10 protein-coding genes and 2 pseudogenes are annotated in these 17,558 nt (G+C 67.6%); 7 read left to right on the top strand and 5 right to left on the bottom strand.

The window, feature by feature from the left end:
• Positions 1-135: 135 nt before the first annotated feature.
• The 3 genes from ABIB29_RS18000 to ABIB29_RS18010 all read left to right on the top strand — a co-directional run bounded on the left by ABIB29_RS18000 (position 136) and on the right by ABIB29_RS18010 (position 5,778).
• The gene (locus tag ABIB29_RS18000; protein ID WP_354174175.1) at positions 136-1,875 is read left to right on the top strand and encodes an ABC transporter ATP-binding protein; all 1,740 of its coding nucleotides are present in this window, start codon (positions 136-138) and stop codon (positions 1,873-1,875) included.
• A complete protein-coding gene (locus ABIB29_RS18005) occupies positions 1,872-3,959 on the top strand; it encodes an ABC transporter ATP-binding protein (protein WP_502915647.1) in 2,088 nt (695 codons plus the stop codon). The genes ABIB29_RS18000 and ABIB29_RS18005 overlap by 4 nt, the downstream gene beginning before the upstream one ends.
• Positions 3,960-4,212: 253 nt before the next feature.
• Positions 4,213-5,778, top strand: coding sequence for an alpha/beta hydrolase domain-containing protein (locus ABIB29_RS18010; protein WP_354174176.1), 1,566 nt, complete (start codon positions 4,213-4,215; stop codon positions 5,776-5,778).
• Positions 5,779-5,995: 217 nt separating this feature from the next.
• Here ABIB29_RS18010 and ABIB29_RS18015 read toward each other — a convergent pair.
• The 3 genes and pseudogenes from ABIB29_RS18015 to ABIB29_RS18025 all read right to left on the bottom strand — a co-directional run.
• Positions 5,996-6,386, bottom strand: a pseudogene (locus ABIB29_RS18015) (ATP-binding cassette domain-containing protein); the annotation flags it as partial.
• Positions 6,387-6,670: 284 nt separating this feature from the next.
• Positions 6,671-7,162: a DUF6326 family protein gene (locus tag ABIB29_RS18020; RefSeq protein WP_354174177.1), complete on the bottom strand. Its 492-nt coding sequence runs from the start codon at positions 7,160-7,162 to the stop codon at positions 6,671-6,673.
• Positions 7,163-7,258: 96 nt separating this feature from the next.
• The gene (locus ABIB29_RS18025; RefSeq protein WP_354174178.1) at positions 7,259-8,299 is read right to left on the bottom strand and encodes an NAD(P)-dependent alcohol dehydrogenase; all 1,041 of its coding nucleotides are present in this window, start codon (positions 8,297-8,299) and stop codon (positions 7,259-7,261) included.
• Positions 8,300-8,365: 66 nt separating this feature from the next.
• Between ABIB29_RS18025 and ABIB29_RS18030 the strand changes: the two genes are divergently transcribed.
• The 4 genes and pseudogenes from ABIB29_RS18030 to ABIB29_RS18045 all read left to right on the top strand — a co-directional run bounded on the left by ABIB29_RS18030 (position 8,366) and on the right by ABIB29_RS18045 (position 14,074).
• Positions 8,366-9,142 (top strand): TetR/AcrR family transcriptional regulator, encoded by a 777-nt coding sequence (locus ABIB29_RS18030; RefSeq protein ID WP_502915648.1) that lies wholly within the window; start codon positions 8,366-8,368, stop codon positions 9,140-9,142.
• Positions 9,143-9,394: 252 nt separating this feature from the next.
• Positions 9,395-9,619, top strand: a pseudogene (locus ABIB29_RS18035) (ABC transporter ATP-binding protein); the annotation flags it as partial.
• A gap of 576 nt (positions 9,620-10,195) precedes the next feature.
• On the top strand, positions 10,196-13,846 hold the full coding sequence (metH, locus tag ABIB29_RS18040; RefSeq protein ID WP_354174179.1) for a methionine synthase: 3,651 nt from the start codon (positions 10,196-10,198) through the stop codon (positions 13,844-13,846).
• Positions 13,847-13,921: 75 nt separating this feature from the next.
• Positions 13,922-14,074 (top strand): hypothetical protein, encoded by a 153-nt coding sequence (locus ABIB29_RS18045; RefSeq protein ID WP_354174180.1) that lies wholly within the window; start codon positions 13,922-13,924, stop codon positions 14,072-14,074.
• Here ABIB29_RS18045 and ABIB29_RS18050 read toward each other — a convergent pair.
• Together ABIB29_RS18050 and ABIB29_RS18055 are read right to left on the bottom strand one after the other, a co-directional pair.
• Positions 14,064-16,901 (bottom strand): ATP-binding cassette domain-containing protein, encoded by a 2,838-nt coding sequence (locus ABIB29_RS18050; protein WP_354174181.1) that lies wholly within the window; start codon positions 16,899-16,901, stop codon positions 14,064-14,066. The genes ABIB29_RS18045 and ABIB29_RS18050 overlap by 11 nt on opposite strands.
• Positions 16,898-17,455 carry a hypothetical protein gene (locus ABIB29_RS18055; RefSeq protein ID WP_354174182.1) on the bottom strand — a complete coding sequence of 186 codons (558 nt, stop codon included), beginning with the start codon at positions 17,453-17,455 and terminating at the stop codon, positions 16,898-16,900. The genes ABIB29_RS18050 and ABIB29_RS18055 overlap by 4 nt, the downstream gene beginning before the upstream one ends.
• Positions 17,456-17,558 lie beyond the last annotated feature (103 nt).

Here is a 17,558-nt window from a genome sequence, read left to right on the forward strand (position 1 = left end):
AACAAAATTGAGTCCCCCTTTCGCGGCAGAGGTCTATGGGCCGGGTCCGCCGTGAGAGAAACCCGGTCCAGCCCCGCCGTCCGGACGTAAACTGACCTTCGGATCACTCTGCGTGACACGTGGCTGGGAGTACGGATGCTCTGGAAACTGCTCGTTGAATACCTGACACCGCAGCAGCGGCTGCTGCTCGCCGTCGTCGTCTTCCAGCTGGCGGCGTCCATTGCGTCCCTGTACCTGCCCACCCTGAACGCGGACATCATCGACCAGGGCGTGGCGCAGGGCGACACCGCGTACATCCTGCGCACCGGCGGTGTGATGCTGGCCATCACGCTGCTGCAGATCGCCTGCACCATCGCCGCCGTCTACTTCGGCGCGAAGGCCGCGATGGCCCTGGGCCGGGACGTGCGCGGGGCGATCTTCACCCGGGTCGCGGAATTCTCGGAGCAGGAAGTGACCCGGTTCGGCGCGCCCAGCCTCATCACCCGCTCCACGAACGATGTCCAGCAGGTCCAGCAACTCGTGCTGATGTCCGCCACGCTTATGGTCACCGCGCCCATGCTGAGCATCGGCGGCGTCATCATGGCCGTCCGGCTGGACGCGCAGCTGTCCTGGCTGATCGCGGTCAGCGTGCCGGTGCTGCTGGTGGCGGTGGGGCTCATCATCACCCGGATGGTGCCGCTGTTCCGGCTCATGCAGACCAGGATCGACACGGTCAACCGGGTGCTGCGCGAACAGCTCACCGGCATCCGCGTGGTCCGCGCCTTCGTCCGCGAAGAGGTGGAAACCGCCCGGTTCGGGAAGGCCAACGCGGACGTCACGGACACCGCCCTGCGCGCCGGCCGGCTGATGGCGCTCGCGTTCCCCGTGGTGATGCTGGTCCTGAACGTCTCCTCCGTGGCCGTGATCTGGTTCGGCTCATTCCGGATCGCGGACGGCTCCATGCAGGTGGGCACCATGATCGCGTTCCTGAGCTACCTCATGCAGATCCTCATGTCCGTCATGATGGCCACGTTCATGGCCGTGATGATCCCGCGCGCGGCGGTCTCCGCGGACCGGATCGGCGCGGTGCTGGGCACCGAATCCAGCGTCCGGCCGCCCGAGCACCCGGTCAGCCTGTCCGGCCGTGCCGCCCGCGGCGAGCTGGAGATGCGCGACGTCGGGTTCGCCTACCCGGGTGCCGAGGCCCCGGTCCTCTCGCACGTCAGCTTCACCGCCCGGTCGGGGCAGACGACGGCGGTCATCGGCAGCACCGGGTCGGGTAAAACCACCCTGGTGAACCTGATGCCCCGGCTCTTCGACGCGACGAGCGGCGCGGTGCTGATCGACGGCGTGGACGTGCGCGAGCTGCACCCTGACTTGCTCTGGGGGCACATCGGCCTGGTCCCGCAGAAGCCCTACCTGTTCTCCGGGACCGTGCGCAGCAACCTGCTCTACGGCAAACCCGACGCCACCGAGGACGAACTCTGGCGGGCGCTGTCCATCGCACAGGCCGAGGACTTCGTCCGCGAGATGGAGGGCGGGCTGGACGCGCCGATCTCGCAGGGCGGCACCAACGTCTCCGGCGGGCAGCGGCAGCGGATCGCGATCGCCCGGGCGCTGGTGAAACGGCCCGAGCTCTACATCTTTGACGACTCGTTCTCCTCGCTGGACACCTCCACGGACGCCCGGCTCCGGCAGGCCCTCAAACAGAACACCGCCGGCGCCACCCTGGTGATCATCGCCCAGCGGGTGTCCAGCATCGTGGACGCGGATCAGATCCTGGTGCTCGACGGCGGGAGGATCGTCGCGCACGGCACGCATGAGGAGCTGCTGGAGACCTCGGAGACTTACCAGGAGATCGTGAACTCCCAGCTCGCGGCGGAGGAGGCGGCATGAGCAAGGTCGAGTCCCAGACGCCGGCCGCCGGTGCCGGCGGGACGCCCGCCAACGGCGCCGGCGGGACGGCCGCGACAGGGACCGCCACGGAGGCCCCGCTCCGGATTCCCCGCCCGGCCGGCGGACCCGGGCGCGGCGGACCGTTCGCGGGGATGAACATCCCGGCGGAGAAGGCGATGAACTTCTGGCCGTCCGCGAAGCGGCTGCTGGGCGAACTCCGGCTGGAGCGGACGTGGCTGGTGCTGGTCCTCATGCTCGCCGTCGTGAGCGTGACGTTCTCGGTGATCGGGCCGCGGCTGCTGGGGGAGGGCACCAACCTCATCTTCGCCGGCGTCGTGTCCAAGCAGCTGCCCGCCGGGGCGAGCCAGGACCAGCTGATCGCGCAGCTCCGCGCCGCGGGGGAGAACCAGAAAGCGGACATGCTCAGCGCCATGACGCTGACGCCGGGCGCCGGGATCGACTTCGCCGCGCTGGCCTCCGTGCTGCTGTGGGCGCTGGTGCTGTACGTGCTGGCCTCGGGCTTTATGTGGATGCAGGCGTACATTCTCAACGGCGTGGTGCAGCGGACGGTGTACCGGCTGCGCGAACGGATCGAGGCGAAAATCAACCGGCTGCCGCTGCGCTACTTCGACACGGTGCAGCGCGGTGAGCTGCTCAGCCGGGTGACCAACGACGTCGACAACATCTCCCAGAGCCTGCAGCAGTCCATCAGCCAGGCGGTCACGTCGGTGCTGACCGTGGCCGGGGTGCTGGTGATGATGGTCATCCTCTCGCCCACGCTGGCGCTGATCGCCCTGGTGACCATTCCGCTGACGCTCGTGACCACCGCGCTGATCGCCAAGCGCTCGCAGAAGCTGTTCGTCGCGCAGTGGAAGAACACCGGCGAGCTGAACGGCCAGATCGAGGAGACCTACACCGGGCACGCGCTGGTGAAGGTGTTCGGCCGGCAGCGGGAGGTGGAGGAGACGTTCCGGCAGAAGAACGCGGAGCTGTACCAGGCGAGCTTCGGCGCCCAGTTTATTTCCGGGCTGATCATGCCGGCCATGACGTTCATCGGGAACCTGGTCTATGTGGGGATCGCCGTGGTGGGCGGCCTGCAGGTCGCGTCCGGGATGATGCAGCTGGGCGATGTGCAGGCGTTCATCCAGTACTCGCGGCAGTTCACCCAGCCGCTGGCCCAGCTGGGCTCCATGGCGAACCTGCTGCAGTCCGGGGTGGCCAGCGCCGAGCGCGTGTTTGAGCTGCTGGATACCGAGGAGCAGCTGACGGATCCCGACGTGCCGCTGGAGCCCGAGGAGCAGCTGACGGATCCCGACGTGCCGCTGGAGCCCGAGGTCACCCGGGGAAGGCTGTCGTTCGAGAACGTGTCCTTCGCGTACTCGCCGGACAAGCCGCTGATTGCTGACCTGAGCCTGGTGGCAGAGCCCGGGCAGACCGTGGCGATTGTGGGGCCCACCGGGGCGGGCAAGACCACCCTGGTGAACCTGATGATGCGCTTCTACGAGCTCGACGCCGGGCGGATCACGCTCGACGGCGTGGACGTCGCCTTGATGTCCCGGCACGAGCTGCGCTCGCGGATGGGCATGGTGCTGCAGGACACGTGGCTGTTCGGCGGGACCATCCGGGACAACATCGCCTACGGCCGGCCCGGTGCTTCGGAGGCCGAGATCCTGGAGGCGGCGCAGGCGACGTACGTGGACCGGTTCGTCCGGTCCCTGCCGCAGGGCTATGACACCGTGCTCGACGACGAGGGCTCCAACGTCTCGGCGGGGGAGAAGCAGCTGCTGACGATTGCCCGGGCATTCCTGGCCCGGCCGTCCGTGCTGATCCTGGACGAGGCGACCAGCTCGGTGGACACCCGCACCGAGGTGCTGGTGCAGAAGGCGATGAGCGCGCTGCGGAGCGACCGGACCAGCTTCGTGATCGCGCACCGGCTCTCCACCATCCGCGACGCCGATCTCATCCTGGTGATGGAGAACGGGCAGATCGTAGAGCAGGGGACGCATACGTCGTTGCTGGTTGCGGGCGGGGCGTATGCCGCGCTGTACGAGGCGCAATTCGCGGCTCCGGTGGCGGAGGTCTGAGTCTCCCTGCCGCTTCTCAACGCCGACTGAATCGGAGAGCTCCTCCGGGTTGACGACCTGTGCACGATGGTGCACGTTTGTGCATCACCCTTGACCCTGCCGATCAGCCCTAATTACGTTCGAGGTGCTTCGCTGCCTGACGCTCGTCGAGTTTTGAACCGAGCGTCGATCTCCGCGGCAAGGGCACACGGCACCGAGGCCTGTGTTGCGAAGCGTGCCGGGCAGCGCAGCCCGGTCCCGAGAAGGAGCATCGATGAGAGCCGGTTCCCGAACATCCATCCTGCTGACGCTGTCCCTGGCCATCACAGCACTCAGCGTGTCAGCCGTTCCAGCCACCGCAGTGGCGCCCCCCTTGCCCGGGCAGGTTGCCGCACCCGACGGGACGACGCCGATCCCCGCCGTGCAGGGCCCCTTGGCAGTTACGGCCGAGTCGTACCCGTTCGGTGCGGCCGACCACCAGGAGGTCCCGCAGGACCTTTCGAAGCTGGGCTATGACGAGGAGGAGTACCTGGTCAGCGGCACCTCGAACGTCTACACCTGGCCGACGTCGGGCCCCGCCCAGGTCCGCACCCCCGACGCTCCGTACACCACCCGCGTCCTGGTCCGTAAACCGGCCAAGGGCCAGAAGTTCAGCGGCAACGTGGTGGTCGAGATGCTCAACCCCAGCAATCTTTTCGACCTCAACATCGGCTGGGCAATGGCCCATGAGCAGATCGTCGCCAACGGAGACGCCTGGGTGGGCATCACCGCTAAGCCGATCGCCGTGGACGCGCTCAAGAATTTCGATGCGGAGCGGTACGGGTCCCTGTCCTTCGCGAATCCGCTGCCACTCACCGACCCGGCTAACTGTTCAACGGTGGCCGCCGACTCGTCCCGGACCACGGAGAACGGCCTGATCTGGGACATTTACTCCCAGGTGGGCGCCTGGCTCAAGAGCAATGATCCCGCCAACCCGCTACGGTACGGGTCACCGACCACACGCGTGGAACACGCCTACGGCTTCGGCTACTCCCAGACGGGCGGCTTCCTGGTCAACTACATCAACGGCGTGCACCCGCTCGTCGTCGAGTCCGACGGCGAACCCGTGTATGACGCGTACATTGTTGCTGTGGCCGGCGGTGCGTTCGCCGGCGCCTACCCGATGAACCAGTGCGAGCTGGCCCCGCCCGCGGACGACGCGCGCCGCCAGTTCAAGGACGTCGGCGTGCCGATTATGCGGATCATGTCGCAGTCCGATTACCTCCGGGGTATCGGATCCCGACGCGCCGACAGTGACGTCCCCGGGGACCTGTACCGCCACTACGAAATGGCGGGTGCGGGCCACGCCACACCGGATGAGCTCATCTTCTCGGCCTCGTCCGAAGACATCATTGCCGCCGGCCGCTCGGTCCCGCCCGCATCCTGCAACGAGGGACCGCGCAGCAGGTTCCCCAGCTCCATCTTCTTCAACGCCGCGCTGCGGAACCTGGACCTCTGGGTCCGGGAAGGCATTGCGCCGCCCCGGGCGGAGCCGATCCTCGTCCGCGACGGCGCGCCGGTGCTAGATGAGTTCGGCAATGTCCAGGGTGGCCTGCGCTCACCCTTCCTCGAAGCTCCGACGAGCACCTGGTACGGGACCGCAACCGGTGCGTCCTTCTGCTTCATCGCCGGATACGAGCGGCCGCTCCCGCAGGACGTCATCGATGGCCTGTACGGGAGCCACGGCGACTACGTGAAGGAAGTGAAGAGCAGCGTGCGGGAACTTGAGGGCCAGGCATTCCTGACCGACTACGACGCCCGCCAGCTCATCAAGGAAGCCGCGCAAAGCAAGATCCCCTAACGAACGTATCGGGTTAAAGCGTTCCTAAGCGCAAGGGAGGACCCCGCCGTGACGGCGGGGTCATCCTTCAGCGTCCAAGCCCTGCGAAGGGGCCCGGCGCCATGTGCGCGGTCGGTGTGTCCAGCTGTTCTCTGCCGCGAACCCGAGGATGTCCCTGGGTGGATCGCACGAGCCGATCCGGCGTTGAGATCGCGAGGATGTCGCCATTGGAATTCGGGAGGGAGGACCCGCCGACGCGCTTGGTCGCGGCCCCGGCCAGGCCGGTTACCTCGATGACCTCGCTGACGCGGGAGGTCTTGATGTTGTGGGTGGCGGCCATCGTGCGCAGGTGCGAGCGGGCGCTGCGGCCGGGGTGCACGGCCTTGGCGTCGAGCAGGGCGCCGACCTCCCCGCAGCGGGGAACGGTGCTGCCCGTAGGGCTTGCCGTTGACCGTGACGGTGCCCGACGTCGGCCGGTCCAATCCCATGATCAAGCGCATCGTCGTGGACTTGCCGGCACCGTTCGGGCCGAGGAACCCGGTCACGGGGCCGGGCGCGATAGTGAAGCTGAGGGTGTGCACGGCGGTCTTGTCGCCGTAGCGCTTGGTGAGCTCGTGTGCCTCGATCATGACCGGGACCTTCCTGGGTGATGGTGGGACTGGCGGATCTGATACGGCGGCTCGGCGTGCCCGTCGTGGCGGGTCGGTGAGGCGGACGGCGACGTTGCCGCGCTTGGGGTCGGTGTCGACGATGCGGTGGGCCTGTGTGCGCATCCGATGACCTGACCTGCCGGCAGGGGCCTTGGAAGGCCCCTACGCGACGTCCCAGTGGTAGTTGGTATCCCACCGCCAGGAGGCCCGCACCGCGGCACCGAGGCAGATGGCTCCGAACAGGACGGGGACTGCTCTTGGGTTCACGCTTGCGGCAGGGCGCGATCGGCCTCACGGCTGGGCGGCATGGTCGCCAACGGTGCGGTGCGGGGCCAGGTCCAGGCGGCGCGCAGGATGAAGGCCAGGATCAGCACCTCGACTCCGATAGTGAGGGCGTAGTAAAAGGCGTAGTCCCAGGACGCCCCTGCCGCGTTGAACACCATGACGGGGATGTACAGCGGTGCAACGACGAGGTTCGTGGCGCGGTTCACACGGGCGGGCAGCGTCATGGAGAGCATGATCATCAGGGCCGGGATCGCGATAATCACGAAGAAAATGGACATCAATGTCCCGCTGATGTCGAACTCGAAGATGACGCCACCGCGAATTAAGTCGATTTCGCCGGGCTGGTAGAGGTGGTAGTAGTCGATGTAAATGACGAGGAACATGAGGCTGGTCCAGGCTGCCGCGAGCTTGGCCTGCAAGGGGATCGGTGGGTTGTCGAGCAGGTTCGAGGTTTTCGTTCGGATGGTCATCGGTTCGTCTTTCAAGAGGAGCGGTCCGTCCGCCGGAGTGGCGGCAGGTCTGGGCGTGCAGACGTAGGGGTTGGGTCGTTCTCGTCGGTCCGGTCGTCAGACGGTGATCACGACCTTCCCTCGGGTGTGGCCGGCCCCGACGTAGCGGAGGGCGTCCGCTGCTTCGTCGAGGGGGTAGGTGCGATCGATGACCGGCGTGACCTGCCCGGTCGCGAGGAGGTCGGCCAGGGTGAGCAGGTCCTGGCGCTTCCCGACCGACAGGAAGGGCTTCAGCTGCTGACGGGTGAACCCGGACAGCACGCGCGCTTTGACGATCCGACCGAGGGGGCCGAGCCAGCGGCCACCGCGTCCGCTGTTGGGGATGAGGGTGCCGGTGGGCGTCAGCGCTCGGCGGACAGCCGCCAGGGGCTGGGCTTCCACGTTGTCGAGGATGACGTCGTAGCGCTTCTCGGTGCGGGTGAAGTCGGTCCTCGTGTAGTCAACGATGTGGCCGGCGCCGAGCGACCGGACCAAGTCGACGTTGCGGGTGCTGCACACACCCGTCACCTCGGCGCCAAACGCCTTGGCGATCTGTACGGCGAAGGAGCCCACGCCGCCCGATGCGCCCGTGACCAGCACCGTCTGGCCCGGTTGAACGTTCGCGATCTCGCGCAACGCCTGTAACGCCGCCATGGCCGACGTGGGCACCGCTGCCGCGTCCACGACCGACACGTTGGCGGGCACGGACACAAGGTTGTCCGCCCGGACGCAGGCGTACTCCGCGAGCGTTCCAGCGGTGCTCCAGCCGAACACCTCGTCGCCAGGGCGGAAAGCGGTGACATCCTTCCCGACCGCTGCCACCACGCCAGCGAGGTCCCTGCCAGGGATGCCGTGGCGCGGCCGGCGGAGACCGAACGCAAGGCGCACCACGTACGGCTCACCGGTCATGACGAAGTAGTCGCCAGGGTGTACCGAGGCCGCGCCCACGTGGACGAGCACATCGCCTCGACCGGGCAGCGGTAACCCGACCTCGGACGACTCGAGCACTGAGGGCGGGCCGTAGCGGCGCTGAACGGCGGCCCGCATCGTCGCCGCCCCGGCCGGACTCGCCTCCGGCACCAGGCGTGCTCCGGCATTCGATCGCTGTTCGCTTCCCACAGAAGCCTCCTCACGTCCGAGCCGCGACTCTCGCCGGCTCGTACACCGTACGTCGTACGCTGTACTATGAGCGTACGCTGTACGATTGTCAAGAGGTTCGAGAGAGCGAGGAGACCCGTGTCCGCGAGGGAACAACGCCAGGTCGCGTCAGACGCGGGGCTGAGCAAGCAGCGGGTGGTGGTCGAGGCGGTCCGGCTCGCCGACCGCGAGGGGGTCGACGGGCTGAGCATGCGCCGGCTGGCTGGCGCGCTCGGCGCGGGTGCGATGTCGCTCTACCACTACGTGGCGAGCAAAGACGAGCTGCTGGACGCCATGATCGACATCGTGTTCGAGGAGATCGAGCTCCCACCCGAAGAGACCGACTGGCAGTCGGCGATGCGACGGCGGGCGGTATCCGCCCGACAGGTTCTCGCACGCCACACGTGGGCGATCGGCCTGTTGGAGTCGCGGACATCGCCGGGGCCCGCGAACCTCCGCCACCACGAAGCGGTCACCGCCTGCCTGCGAAGGGCCGGCTTCCCGGTCTTGATGGCGACGCACGCCAACTGGTTGATCGACAGCTATGTCTACGGTTACGCCCTGCAGGCAGCCAGCCTGCCGTTCGACACCGCCGATGAGCTCGCGGACATGGCCAAGGACGTCTACCTGCCCCAGCTTCCTCCTGACGAGTTCCCCTACCTCAACGAGTCCGCCGCGGCGCTCGTCGCTGCCGGCTACGACCCAGCCGAGGAGTTCATCTTCGGCCTCGAGCTCGTCCTAGCCGCCCTCGAGCCCCTGAGAGCCTCCGCAGGAGGGCTAACTCGGGGCGCCCTAGACAGCCAGAGTCAATCAGGCGCCGGCTAGCGTGGCTCTTCCGTGAAAGTGTGGACTTCGCCCGATGATGGATCCGTTGCCAGTAATCCGCCTGCGGACGGCCGGTTCCTTCTTCTTATACGACTCGGTGTCTCGAAACCTCTGTGTCTCGAATCCCCAGCGATGCGAGACGATGCCAAGACTTACTCAGAGTGCGACACCGAGCGATCACCAAACGCCCCCACGTGCCGCTGAACTGTGCATGTCTGCTTCGAACTGCAAGCGCCGTGTCAGAGTTGCGGGATGCGCTTCTACGAGCTCGACGCTGGGGGGATCACGCTCGACGGCGTGGACGTGGCGCTGATGTCCCGACACGAGTTGCGCTCGCGGATGGGCATGGTGCTGCAGGACACCTGGCTGTTCGGCGGGACCATCCGGGTCAACATCGTCTAAGGCCGGCCTTCGGCGACGGAGGCGGAGATCCTGGAGGCGGCGAAGGCGACGTACGTGGACCGGTTCGTCGGCTCTTCGTGGTTCGTGGGGAATTGATTTCGTGTCGGAGATAAAGAAGCGGCCCGCGGCCCTGCTGGGATGAGTGTGTCTAGCATTCAACCTGGGACAGGACCACGAGCCTTGACTGAGCCTATCGTTGTGGCGTCCGACGCTGCCACCAGCATCTTCAACCTGCCCGACTACCGTGTCATCTCCGCGACCGTTCCGGACGACGGCAGGCGCCGGGTCATTGTCGAAACGGATCAGCCACCGGGCTGCCCGACCTGCGGGGTCGTCGCATCGCGGCGGAAGGAGCGGCGCTTCCAGCGGATCCGGGACATCCCAGTAGCGCTTCGGCGTCATGCCGTTCAGGGATCCGTGGGGCCGTTTATGATTGCTTCACCAACGTCGAGGCGGACGTGTGGCTGGTGGCTGGCGAGCTCCTGGTTGCCACGACTTGGAGGGCGTCCAGACCAGTATCGCTCCCGAGTGCCTCTAGCTCGACCCGCTCCAAAGCCTGGTCCAGATCTGGGCAGACCAGTCACACCACCCGCCGTCGTAGTACACGGACACACAGCGCAACGTTGCTGCCCCCGCCCCTAATCTGTTTAGATGCCTCGTTTTGCTCTTGATATCGACTCTGTCCCCCGCCCCGTCCGTTCGCAGGAACTGCTGGATGCAGTGAACCATAGGGTTGTCATCGCCGACGGGGCCATGGGCACCATGCTGCAGAACCGGGAACTGTCCCTCGAGGACGATTTCCTGGGGCTGGAAGGCTGCAACGAGATCCTCAATGCCACGCGGCCGGATGTCCTCGCGGACATTCATGACGCCTACTTCGCGGTGGGCATCGATGCCGTCGAAACCAACACCTTCGGTGCGAACTGGTCCAACCTCTCCGATTACGGCATCGACGACCGGATTGAAGAGCTCGCCCGGAAGGGTGCGGAAATCGCCCGCGAACGCGCTGAGGCGGCAGAGAGAACAGACGGACGGATGCGCTGGGTCCTGGGATCGATGGGACCAGGCACCAAGCTCCCCAGCCTCGGGCACACCAGCTACGACTACCTCAAGCAGACCTTCGCCCTGCAGGCCGGGGGCCTCATCGACGGGGGAGCCGACGCCTTCCTCATCGAAACCAGCCAAGACCTCCTGCAGACCAAAGCCGCGGTCAACGGCTGCAAGCAGGCCATCGTGGCCCGCGGCATCCGGCTCCCGATCTTCGTCGAGGTGACCGTCGAAACCACCGGAACCATGCTGATGGGCTCCGAGATCGGCGCGGCACTCACCGCGCTCGAACCACTCGGCGTCGACGCCATCGGCCTGAACTGTGCCACCGGGCCGGACGAGATGAGCGAGCACCTGCGCCACCTGTCCAAGCAGTCCTCCGTGGCGATCGCCTGCATGCCCAACGCCGGGCTGCCCGTCCTTGGTGCCAACGGTGCGCACTATCCGCTGTCACCCAGCGAACTCGCCACCGCGCACGAGCAGTTCGTGCGGGAATTCGGCCTGGGCCTGGTGGGCGGATGCTGCGGTACGACGCCGGAGCACATGGCCGCCGTCGTCGAGCGTCTTGCGCCCTTCCGCACTGTCGACGCCGTCACCAGCGGCGGGAGGGGCGCCGACGGCGCCCGCGTTCCCACCGAGCGCGAAGCAGGCATCGCTTCCCTCTACCATCATGTGAATTTCGACCAGGAGTCCGCGTACCTCGCCATTGGCGAGCGCACCAACGCGAACGGTTCGAAAGCATTCCGCCAGGCGATGCTCGACGAGCGCTGGGACGACTGCGTCGATATTGCCCGCGAGCAGGTCCGCGTCGGCGCTCACTTGCTCGATGTCTGCATTGACTATGTGGGGCGCGACGGCGTGGCCGACATCAAGGAGGTCGTCTCACGTTTCGCGTCGGCCTCCACGCTCCCGCTGGTCATAGACTCCACCGAACCGCCGGTGCTGCAGGCCGGGCTCGAACACATCGGCGGACGCCCGGTGGTCAACTCCGTCAACTACGAGGACGGCGACGGCCCGGACAGCCGGTTCGCGCGCATCATGCCGCTCGTGAAGGAACACGGTACCGCCGTGATCGCACTGACCATCGACGAGCAGGGCCAGGCACGCACCACCGAGGGCAAGGTGGCCATCGCCTCCCGCCTCATCGACGCTCTGGTGGGCGAATGGGGCATGCGCGTCGAAGACATCATCGTCGATGCCCTGACCTTCCCCATCGCAACCGGCCAGGAAGAGACCCGCCGGGACGGCATCGAGACCATCGAGGCCATCCGCCAGATCACCGCGAAGTACCCCGGCATCCACACCACCCTCGGCGTCTCGAACGTGTCGTTCGGCCTGAACCCGGCAGCGCGCATGGCCCTGAACTCGGTGTTCCTGCACGAGGCCGTGCAGGCCGGCCTGTCCAGCGGCATCATCGACGCCGCCAAGATCGTGCCGCTCGCTTCGCTTCCGGAGGAGCAGCGCAAGGTGGCGCTGGACCTCGTCTGGGACCGCCGGGAGTACGACGCCGACGGCAACGTCACGTACGACCCCCTGGCCAGCATGCTGGACCTCTTCGCCGGCGTCGACACCGCAGCGCTGAAGGACCAGCGCGCCGCGGAACTCGCGGCGCTGCCCACGGGCGAACGCCTGCAGCGGCGCATCATCGACGGCGAGGGCAAGGGCCTCGAAGAGGACCTCGACCTGGCGCGCGCCGAGGGCATGACCCCGCTCGGCATCATCAACGACCAGCTGCTCGAGGGCATGAAGGTGGTGGGCGAGCGCTTCGGTGCCGGCGAGATGCAGCTGCCGTTCGTGCTGCAGTCCGCCGAGGTGATGAAGAACGCTGTCGCCCTGCTCGAGCCGCACATGGAGAAGTCGGATTCCTCGGGCAAGGGCACCATGGTGATCGCCACTGTGCGCGGCGATGTGCACGACATCGGCAAGAACCTGGTGGACATCATCCTCACCAACAACGGCTACAAAGTCATCAACATCGGCATCAAGCAGGGGATCGCCGAGATCATGGCCGCCGCCGAGGAGCATAACGCGGACGTGATCGGCATGTCCGGCCTGCTGGTGAAGTCCACCGTGGTGATGAAGGAAAACCTCGCCGAACTGCAGTCCCGTGGCCTCGCGAAGAAGTGGCCCATCATCCTCGGCGGCGCAGCCCTGACCCGCGCCTACGTGGAGCAGGACCTGGCGGAGCAGTTCGAAGGGACCGTCAGATACGCCAAGGACGCCTTTGAGGGCCTCGCACTCATGGAACCGCTGGTGCAGGTGGCCCGCGGCGCTGACCCGGACGCCGTCGGCCTTCCGACGCTGAAGAAACGGATACACAAAGGCGGCCCGAAGTTCACGGTGACCGAACCGGAGGCAATGCCCAGCCGGTCCGACGTCGCCGCCGACAACCCCGTGCCCGCGCCGCCGTTCTGGGGCACACGCATTGTGCGCGGCGTGGCACTCCACGACTACGCGGCCATGCTCGACGAGCGCGCCACCTTCATGGGGCAGTGGGGGCTCAAGCCCGGCCGCGGCGATGACGGCGCCTCCTATGAGGAGCTGGTGGAACGCGAGGGCCGGCCGCGCCTGCGGTACTGGCTGGACCGCATCCTCGGCGAAGGCATGCTCGATGCGTCCGTCGCCTACGGCTATTTCCCGGTGGTCTCCGAGGGGGAACAGGTGGTGGTGCTGCACCACGGGGAGGATCACGACGGCGTCCTCGGCGCCGCGGGTCTGCTCGCCCCCGACGGCGGCTCCGGCGGTCCGATCGGCACCGAGCGGCTGCGGTTCGACTTCCCGCGCCAGCGCCGGGACCGGCACCTGTGCCTCGCCGACTTCGTGCGCTCGCGCGAATCGGGCCAGGTGGACGTCCTGCCGGTGCAGCTGGTCACCGCCGGCTCGAAGATCGAGGAGGTGACTTCCGAGCTGTTCGCCGGGAACCACTACCGCGACTACTACGAGCTCAACGGCCTGGTCATGCAGCTCACCGAGGCCCTGGCGGAGTTCTGGCATGCGCGGATCCGCAAGGAGCTGGGTTTCGCGGCTGAGGAGCCCAAGGACAAGGCCGGCCTGTTCAAGCTCGACTACCGCGGTGCGCGGTTCTCGCTCGGCTACCCGGCGTGCCCGGACATGGAGGACCGCCGCAAGGTAACGGAGTTGCTGAAGCCCGAGCGGATGGGCGTGGTCCTGAGCGATGAGCTGATGCTGCACCCCGAACAGTCCACCGACGCGTTTGTGTTCCACCACCCGGAGGCGAAGTACTTCAAGGTGTGAGCCAGATGCGTGATCTCAGGCACGGATTGCTGCGTGCCGGACGGTTTCAGCGGGAACCGGGCCTAGGCTTCCCTTATGGGAATTATCATCACACTGCTTATTATCTGGCTTGTCCTTTCGATCCTCGGCTTCGTGGTGAAGGGCCTGCTGTGGCTGGCTTTCATCGGCCTGATCCTGTTCGTGGCCACGGCCGTGTGGGGCTGGCTCAAGCGGAAAACTAACGCCTGATCTCCTCCAGATCAGGAACGACGGCGGGTTGGGCCTGCGCGGCGTGCCCGCCGACGCTTCCGCCCGGGCTGGAGACCGGTTTCACCCGCCGGAGGGCGGCGAGAATGGCCCGCCCCACCACAGCGATTCCGATGACCGTGGTGACGGCACGCAGAGTGTCCCAGCCCGCCGTCGACGTCACGAGCGAGTAGAGCAGGAAGCTGCTGAGGTTGGTGCCCAGCGGCGCGCCGGGCACGTAGGAGATGCCGGTGCCGGCGCCCACCGCGAAGGGCCAGAACCACAGGTTGGTGAGCAGTCCGAACAGGTAGGACGCCAGGATGCCGTAGCCGCCGAGCATCCATAGCTCGGCTCTTCCCCGCACACGGCGGGGGAGTAGGCCGGCCCCGGCGCCCACCCACGCGCAGGCGAAGATCTGGAACGGCGTCCAGGGCCCGATCCCGCCCCACACGGCGCTTGAGAGGGCGATGGTGGCGGCCCCGAGGAGCATGCCGAAACGGGGACCGAAGGCCCGTCCGGCCAGAATCAGCAGGATAAAGACTGCCTCCACGCCCCCGACGCCGGTGCTCGCCACCCGCACCGCGGAACCTACTGCGGCCAGGACACCGAGCAACGCCACCGTGTGCGCGGAGCGGACCGAACCGTCGAGGGACACGACGATGGCGACGGCGGCGAGCGGCGCAATGGCCAGCGCCGCGTAGGGGAGGGCCGCGGCGGCATCCTCCGGGAGGGCTGCAGCGAGCAGCGGCCAGCAGAATGCTGCGAGGGCCAGAACGTTTGCAGCTGCGAGAACGGCGAGCTCGACGCCCCGCGGCATCCGGATGCGGCGCTGCCTTGCCGGGCTCTGGGTGTTTGTTGGTTCAGTGACCCGTGGCCTCGGTCGGGCATTTTCCTGCCGGGCAGGCGGGAGTTCTGGCTCCGGCGTATGGTCCGCCACGGAGGCAGGCGCGACGCCGTCACGCATCGGGAGGATCCGGGCGCCGAGGCCGTGGACAAAATCGAGGTCGTGCGTGGCGATCAGGACCGCCGCGCCGGAGTCCGCTGCCGCCCGCAACGCCGCCGACACTGCTGCGCGCGCCGCAGGATCCAGCCCGCGGGTGGGCTCATCGATCAGGAGCACCTGGGGGTCGTCCATGGTCTGCAGCGCGATGGCAAGGATCCTGCGCTCTCCTGCCGAGAGGTCCCGGGGATGCTCGTGTCCAATAGGAGTCCGCACGTCTCCCCGCAAACGGGCCAGGTGTGATTCCGCAGATCTTCGCGGAAGCTGGTCACCGCGCCGGTCCTGGCGCCGCTCTGCTGCGCGGAGCTCGCCCGCAACCGTATCCCTCGTGAAGAGGTCGTCCGAGGCGTCCGGCACGAGGGCGACCCGTCCGCCGTCGACCGTGCGGCCGTCGACCGTGCCCTCACCGAGGGCGAGCGCCACCAGGAGGGACGACTTCCCGGCGCCGTTCGGACCCACCAGAGCCACCACCTCACCACGGTGCAGGGTCAGCGATGCCTCGCGCACCAAGGGCTTGCCTTTGCGGTGCACCGCGAGATTTGCCGCAGTCAGCACGGGCGCCCGCTTCGCTGGCTCCGCCGGCGTTGGACGGGCAGCGACAGCGGGCGACGGCGCGGACGGCGCGGCACCCGGGACCAGGGCGCCGTCGTCGATGGTCCACCACGAATCGGCAACGGGTACCAGCGGCGCCGCACGGTGCTCTGCCACGATGACGCAGACACCGTCATCGCGGGCGAGGGCGTCCAGCACGGCGATGACGTGTCCGCGAGCTGCGGTGTCAAGATCGGCCAGGGGTTCGTCCACCAGGAGCAGGGCCGGATGCTCCACCACCGCGGCCGCGATGGCTACGAGCGTTGCCTCGCCCGCTGAGAGGGTGCTGACATTCCGGTCCAGCAGCGCCGACACTCCGATACGATCCGCGACCTCCAAGACCCGGGCCTTTGCGGTTCCGGAGGCGATGCCGCGCAGCTCGAGTGCGAGGGAGATTTCGTCCCGGACCCGGGTGCTGGCGAAGGCTGCGCGGGGATTCTGCAGTACGACGCCGATAAAGCGGGCGGTATCGCGCGGGGGCGTGGTGGCACGGTCCGTTCCGGCGATGCACACGGTGCCGGAAATTTCTCCACCGTCCACGTGGGAGAGGAGGCCGGCGATACCCCGCAGGATGGTGGATTTGCCCGAACCCGTTGGCCCGGTAATGACCGTGATGGACCCGTTCGACGGCGTGAAGTCCGGGACGCTCACCTGGGTGTCACCAATGCGGAACTGGGCGTCGCGCACGCGAAGAGGGCCGCCGTCGTCGTTCCCGGACCGGTGTGCCGCCCGGCTCCCGAAGCCGCGCAACTCCAAGGCCGCGGCGACCCGGCCCGCGTGCTCCAGGGTGCGCTCGAGCACGGGCACCAGGGCGCGGGGTCCGAAGCGTTCGCCCCGCAGCCGGAACGCCAGCCGGACGGAGGTCACGGCGTCGGCAAGAGCCGGGAGCGCCGCCCACGCCACCACAAGCATCCGGGCTACGCCCTGCATGGGGCCGCGGCGGGCCAGGTGCACGAAGCCGCGGGCCACGTCCACCCAGGCGTTGAGCAGGCCGAAAGCGAGGAACATCCCGGCAATCGGCAGGGCGGAGAGGACCGCCTGCCACAGGCCAGGGGCTGTGACCGGACCGAGGAGGACCACATGGGCGTACGGGGCAGGCAGCCGGACCGCCGGCAGGTCGAGCAGGACCGGTTCACCAATGCCCACCCCGTTGAAGAGGATGCGGTAGATGACCCGCGCCGCGATGAACACGACGGCGAGAGCCGCCGCCGCGCGTAACGGCGCGGGCCGAAAGGTCATGCCGCGGGGGCGGCCGGTTCGCCGTCGACCGTGTAGAGCAGTTCCAGGCTCTCGCCCGGGCTCACCTGCAAGGTGGCGAGGCCTTCCTGCGCGTACGCCCAGTCGCCGGAGGCCGGCTTAACCCAGAGCGCCCAGTAGGCGAAGGCAGCGGGCATGCTGCTGCATTCTTCCTTGTACGTGCCGCCCTTGTGGGTGATGTCGAGGTCCGCGGCGGGCACACCGTTGACACGGCACACCAGTTCGTTGGGGTATTGGGTGGTGCCTTCGGTTTTCACCTTGGCCTCGTCCAGCACCTTGGAGGCGGGAGTCGCCCCGTCCACGGCCACGCAAACGGAGGAATCAGCGGCAGCCTGCTTCAGGGCGCCAGAGCCGACGATGACTTTCACCCCGGCGCAGGGCTCGGAGGCGGCGCCGGATGAAGCTGCTGCCGTGGACAACGGGGCAGAGGTGGTTGGCTGGGTGGCGGCCGGCGTGGAACAGGCGGCCAGGGTCAGCAGGAGACCGACGGCGGCGAGGGAGCTCGCGGCGGCGGTGCGGATCTTAGTCAAAGTCACGTGTCAAGGGTAGGGCGTTGCTGATCCGGATGCGGAGGCCGTCGCGTTGTGTGACGTTAGGTCTCTTGGTATGCCAACGTCGCAAACCCGCGGGCCCCTTTTC

The sequence above is a fragment of the Arthrobacter sp. UYEF36 genome (assembly GCF_040547025.1).
Lineage (GTDB): Bacteria > Actinomycetota > Actinomycetes > Actinomycetales > Micrococcaceae > Arthrobacter.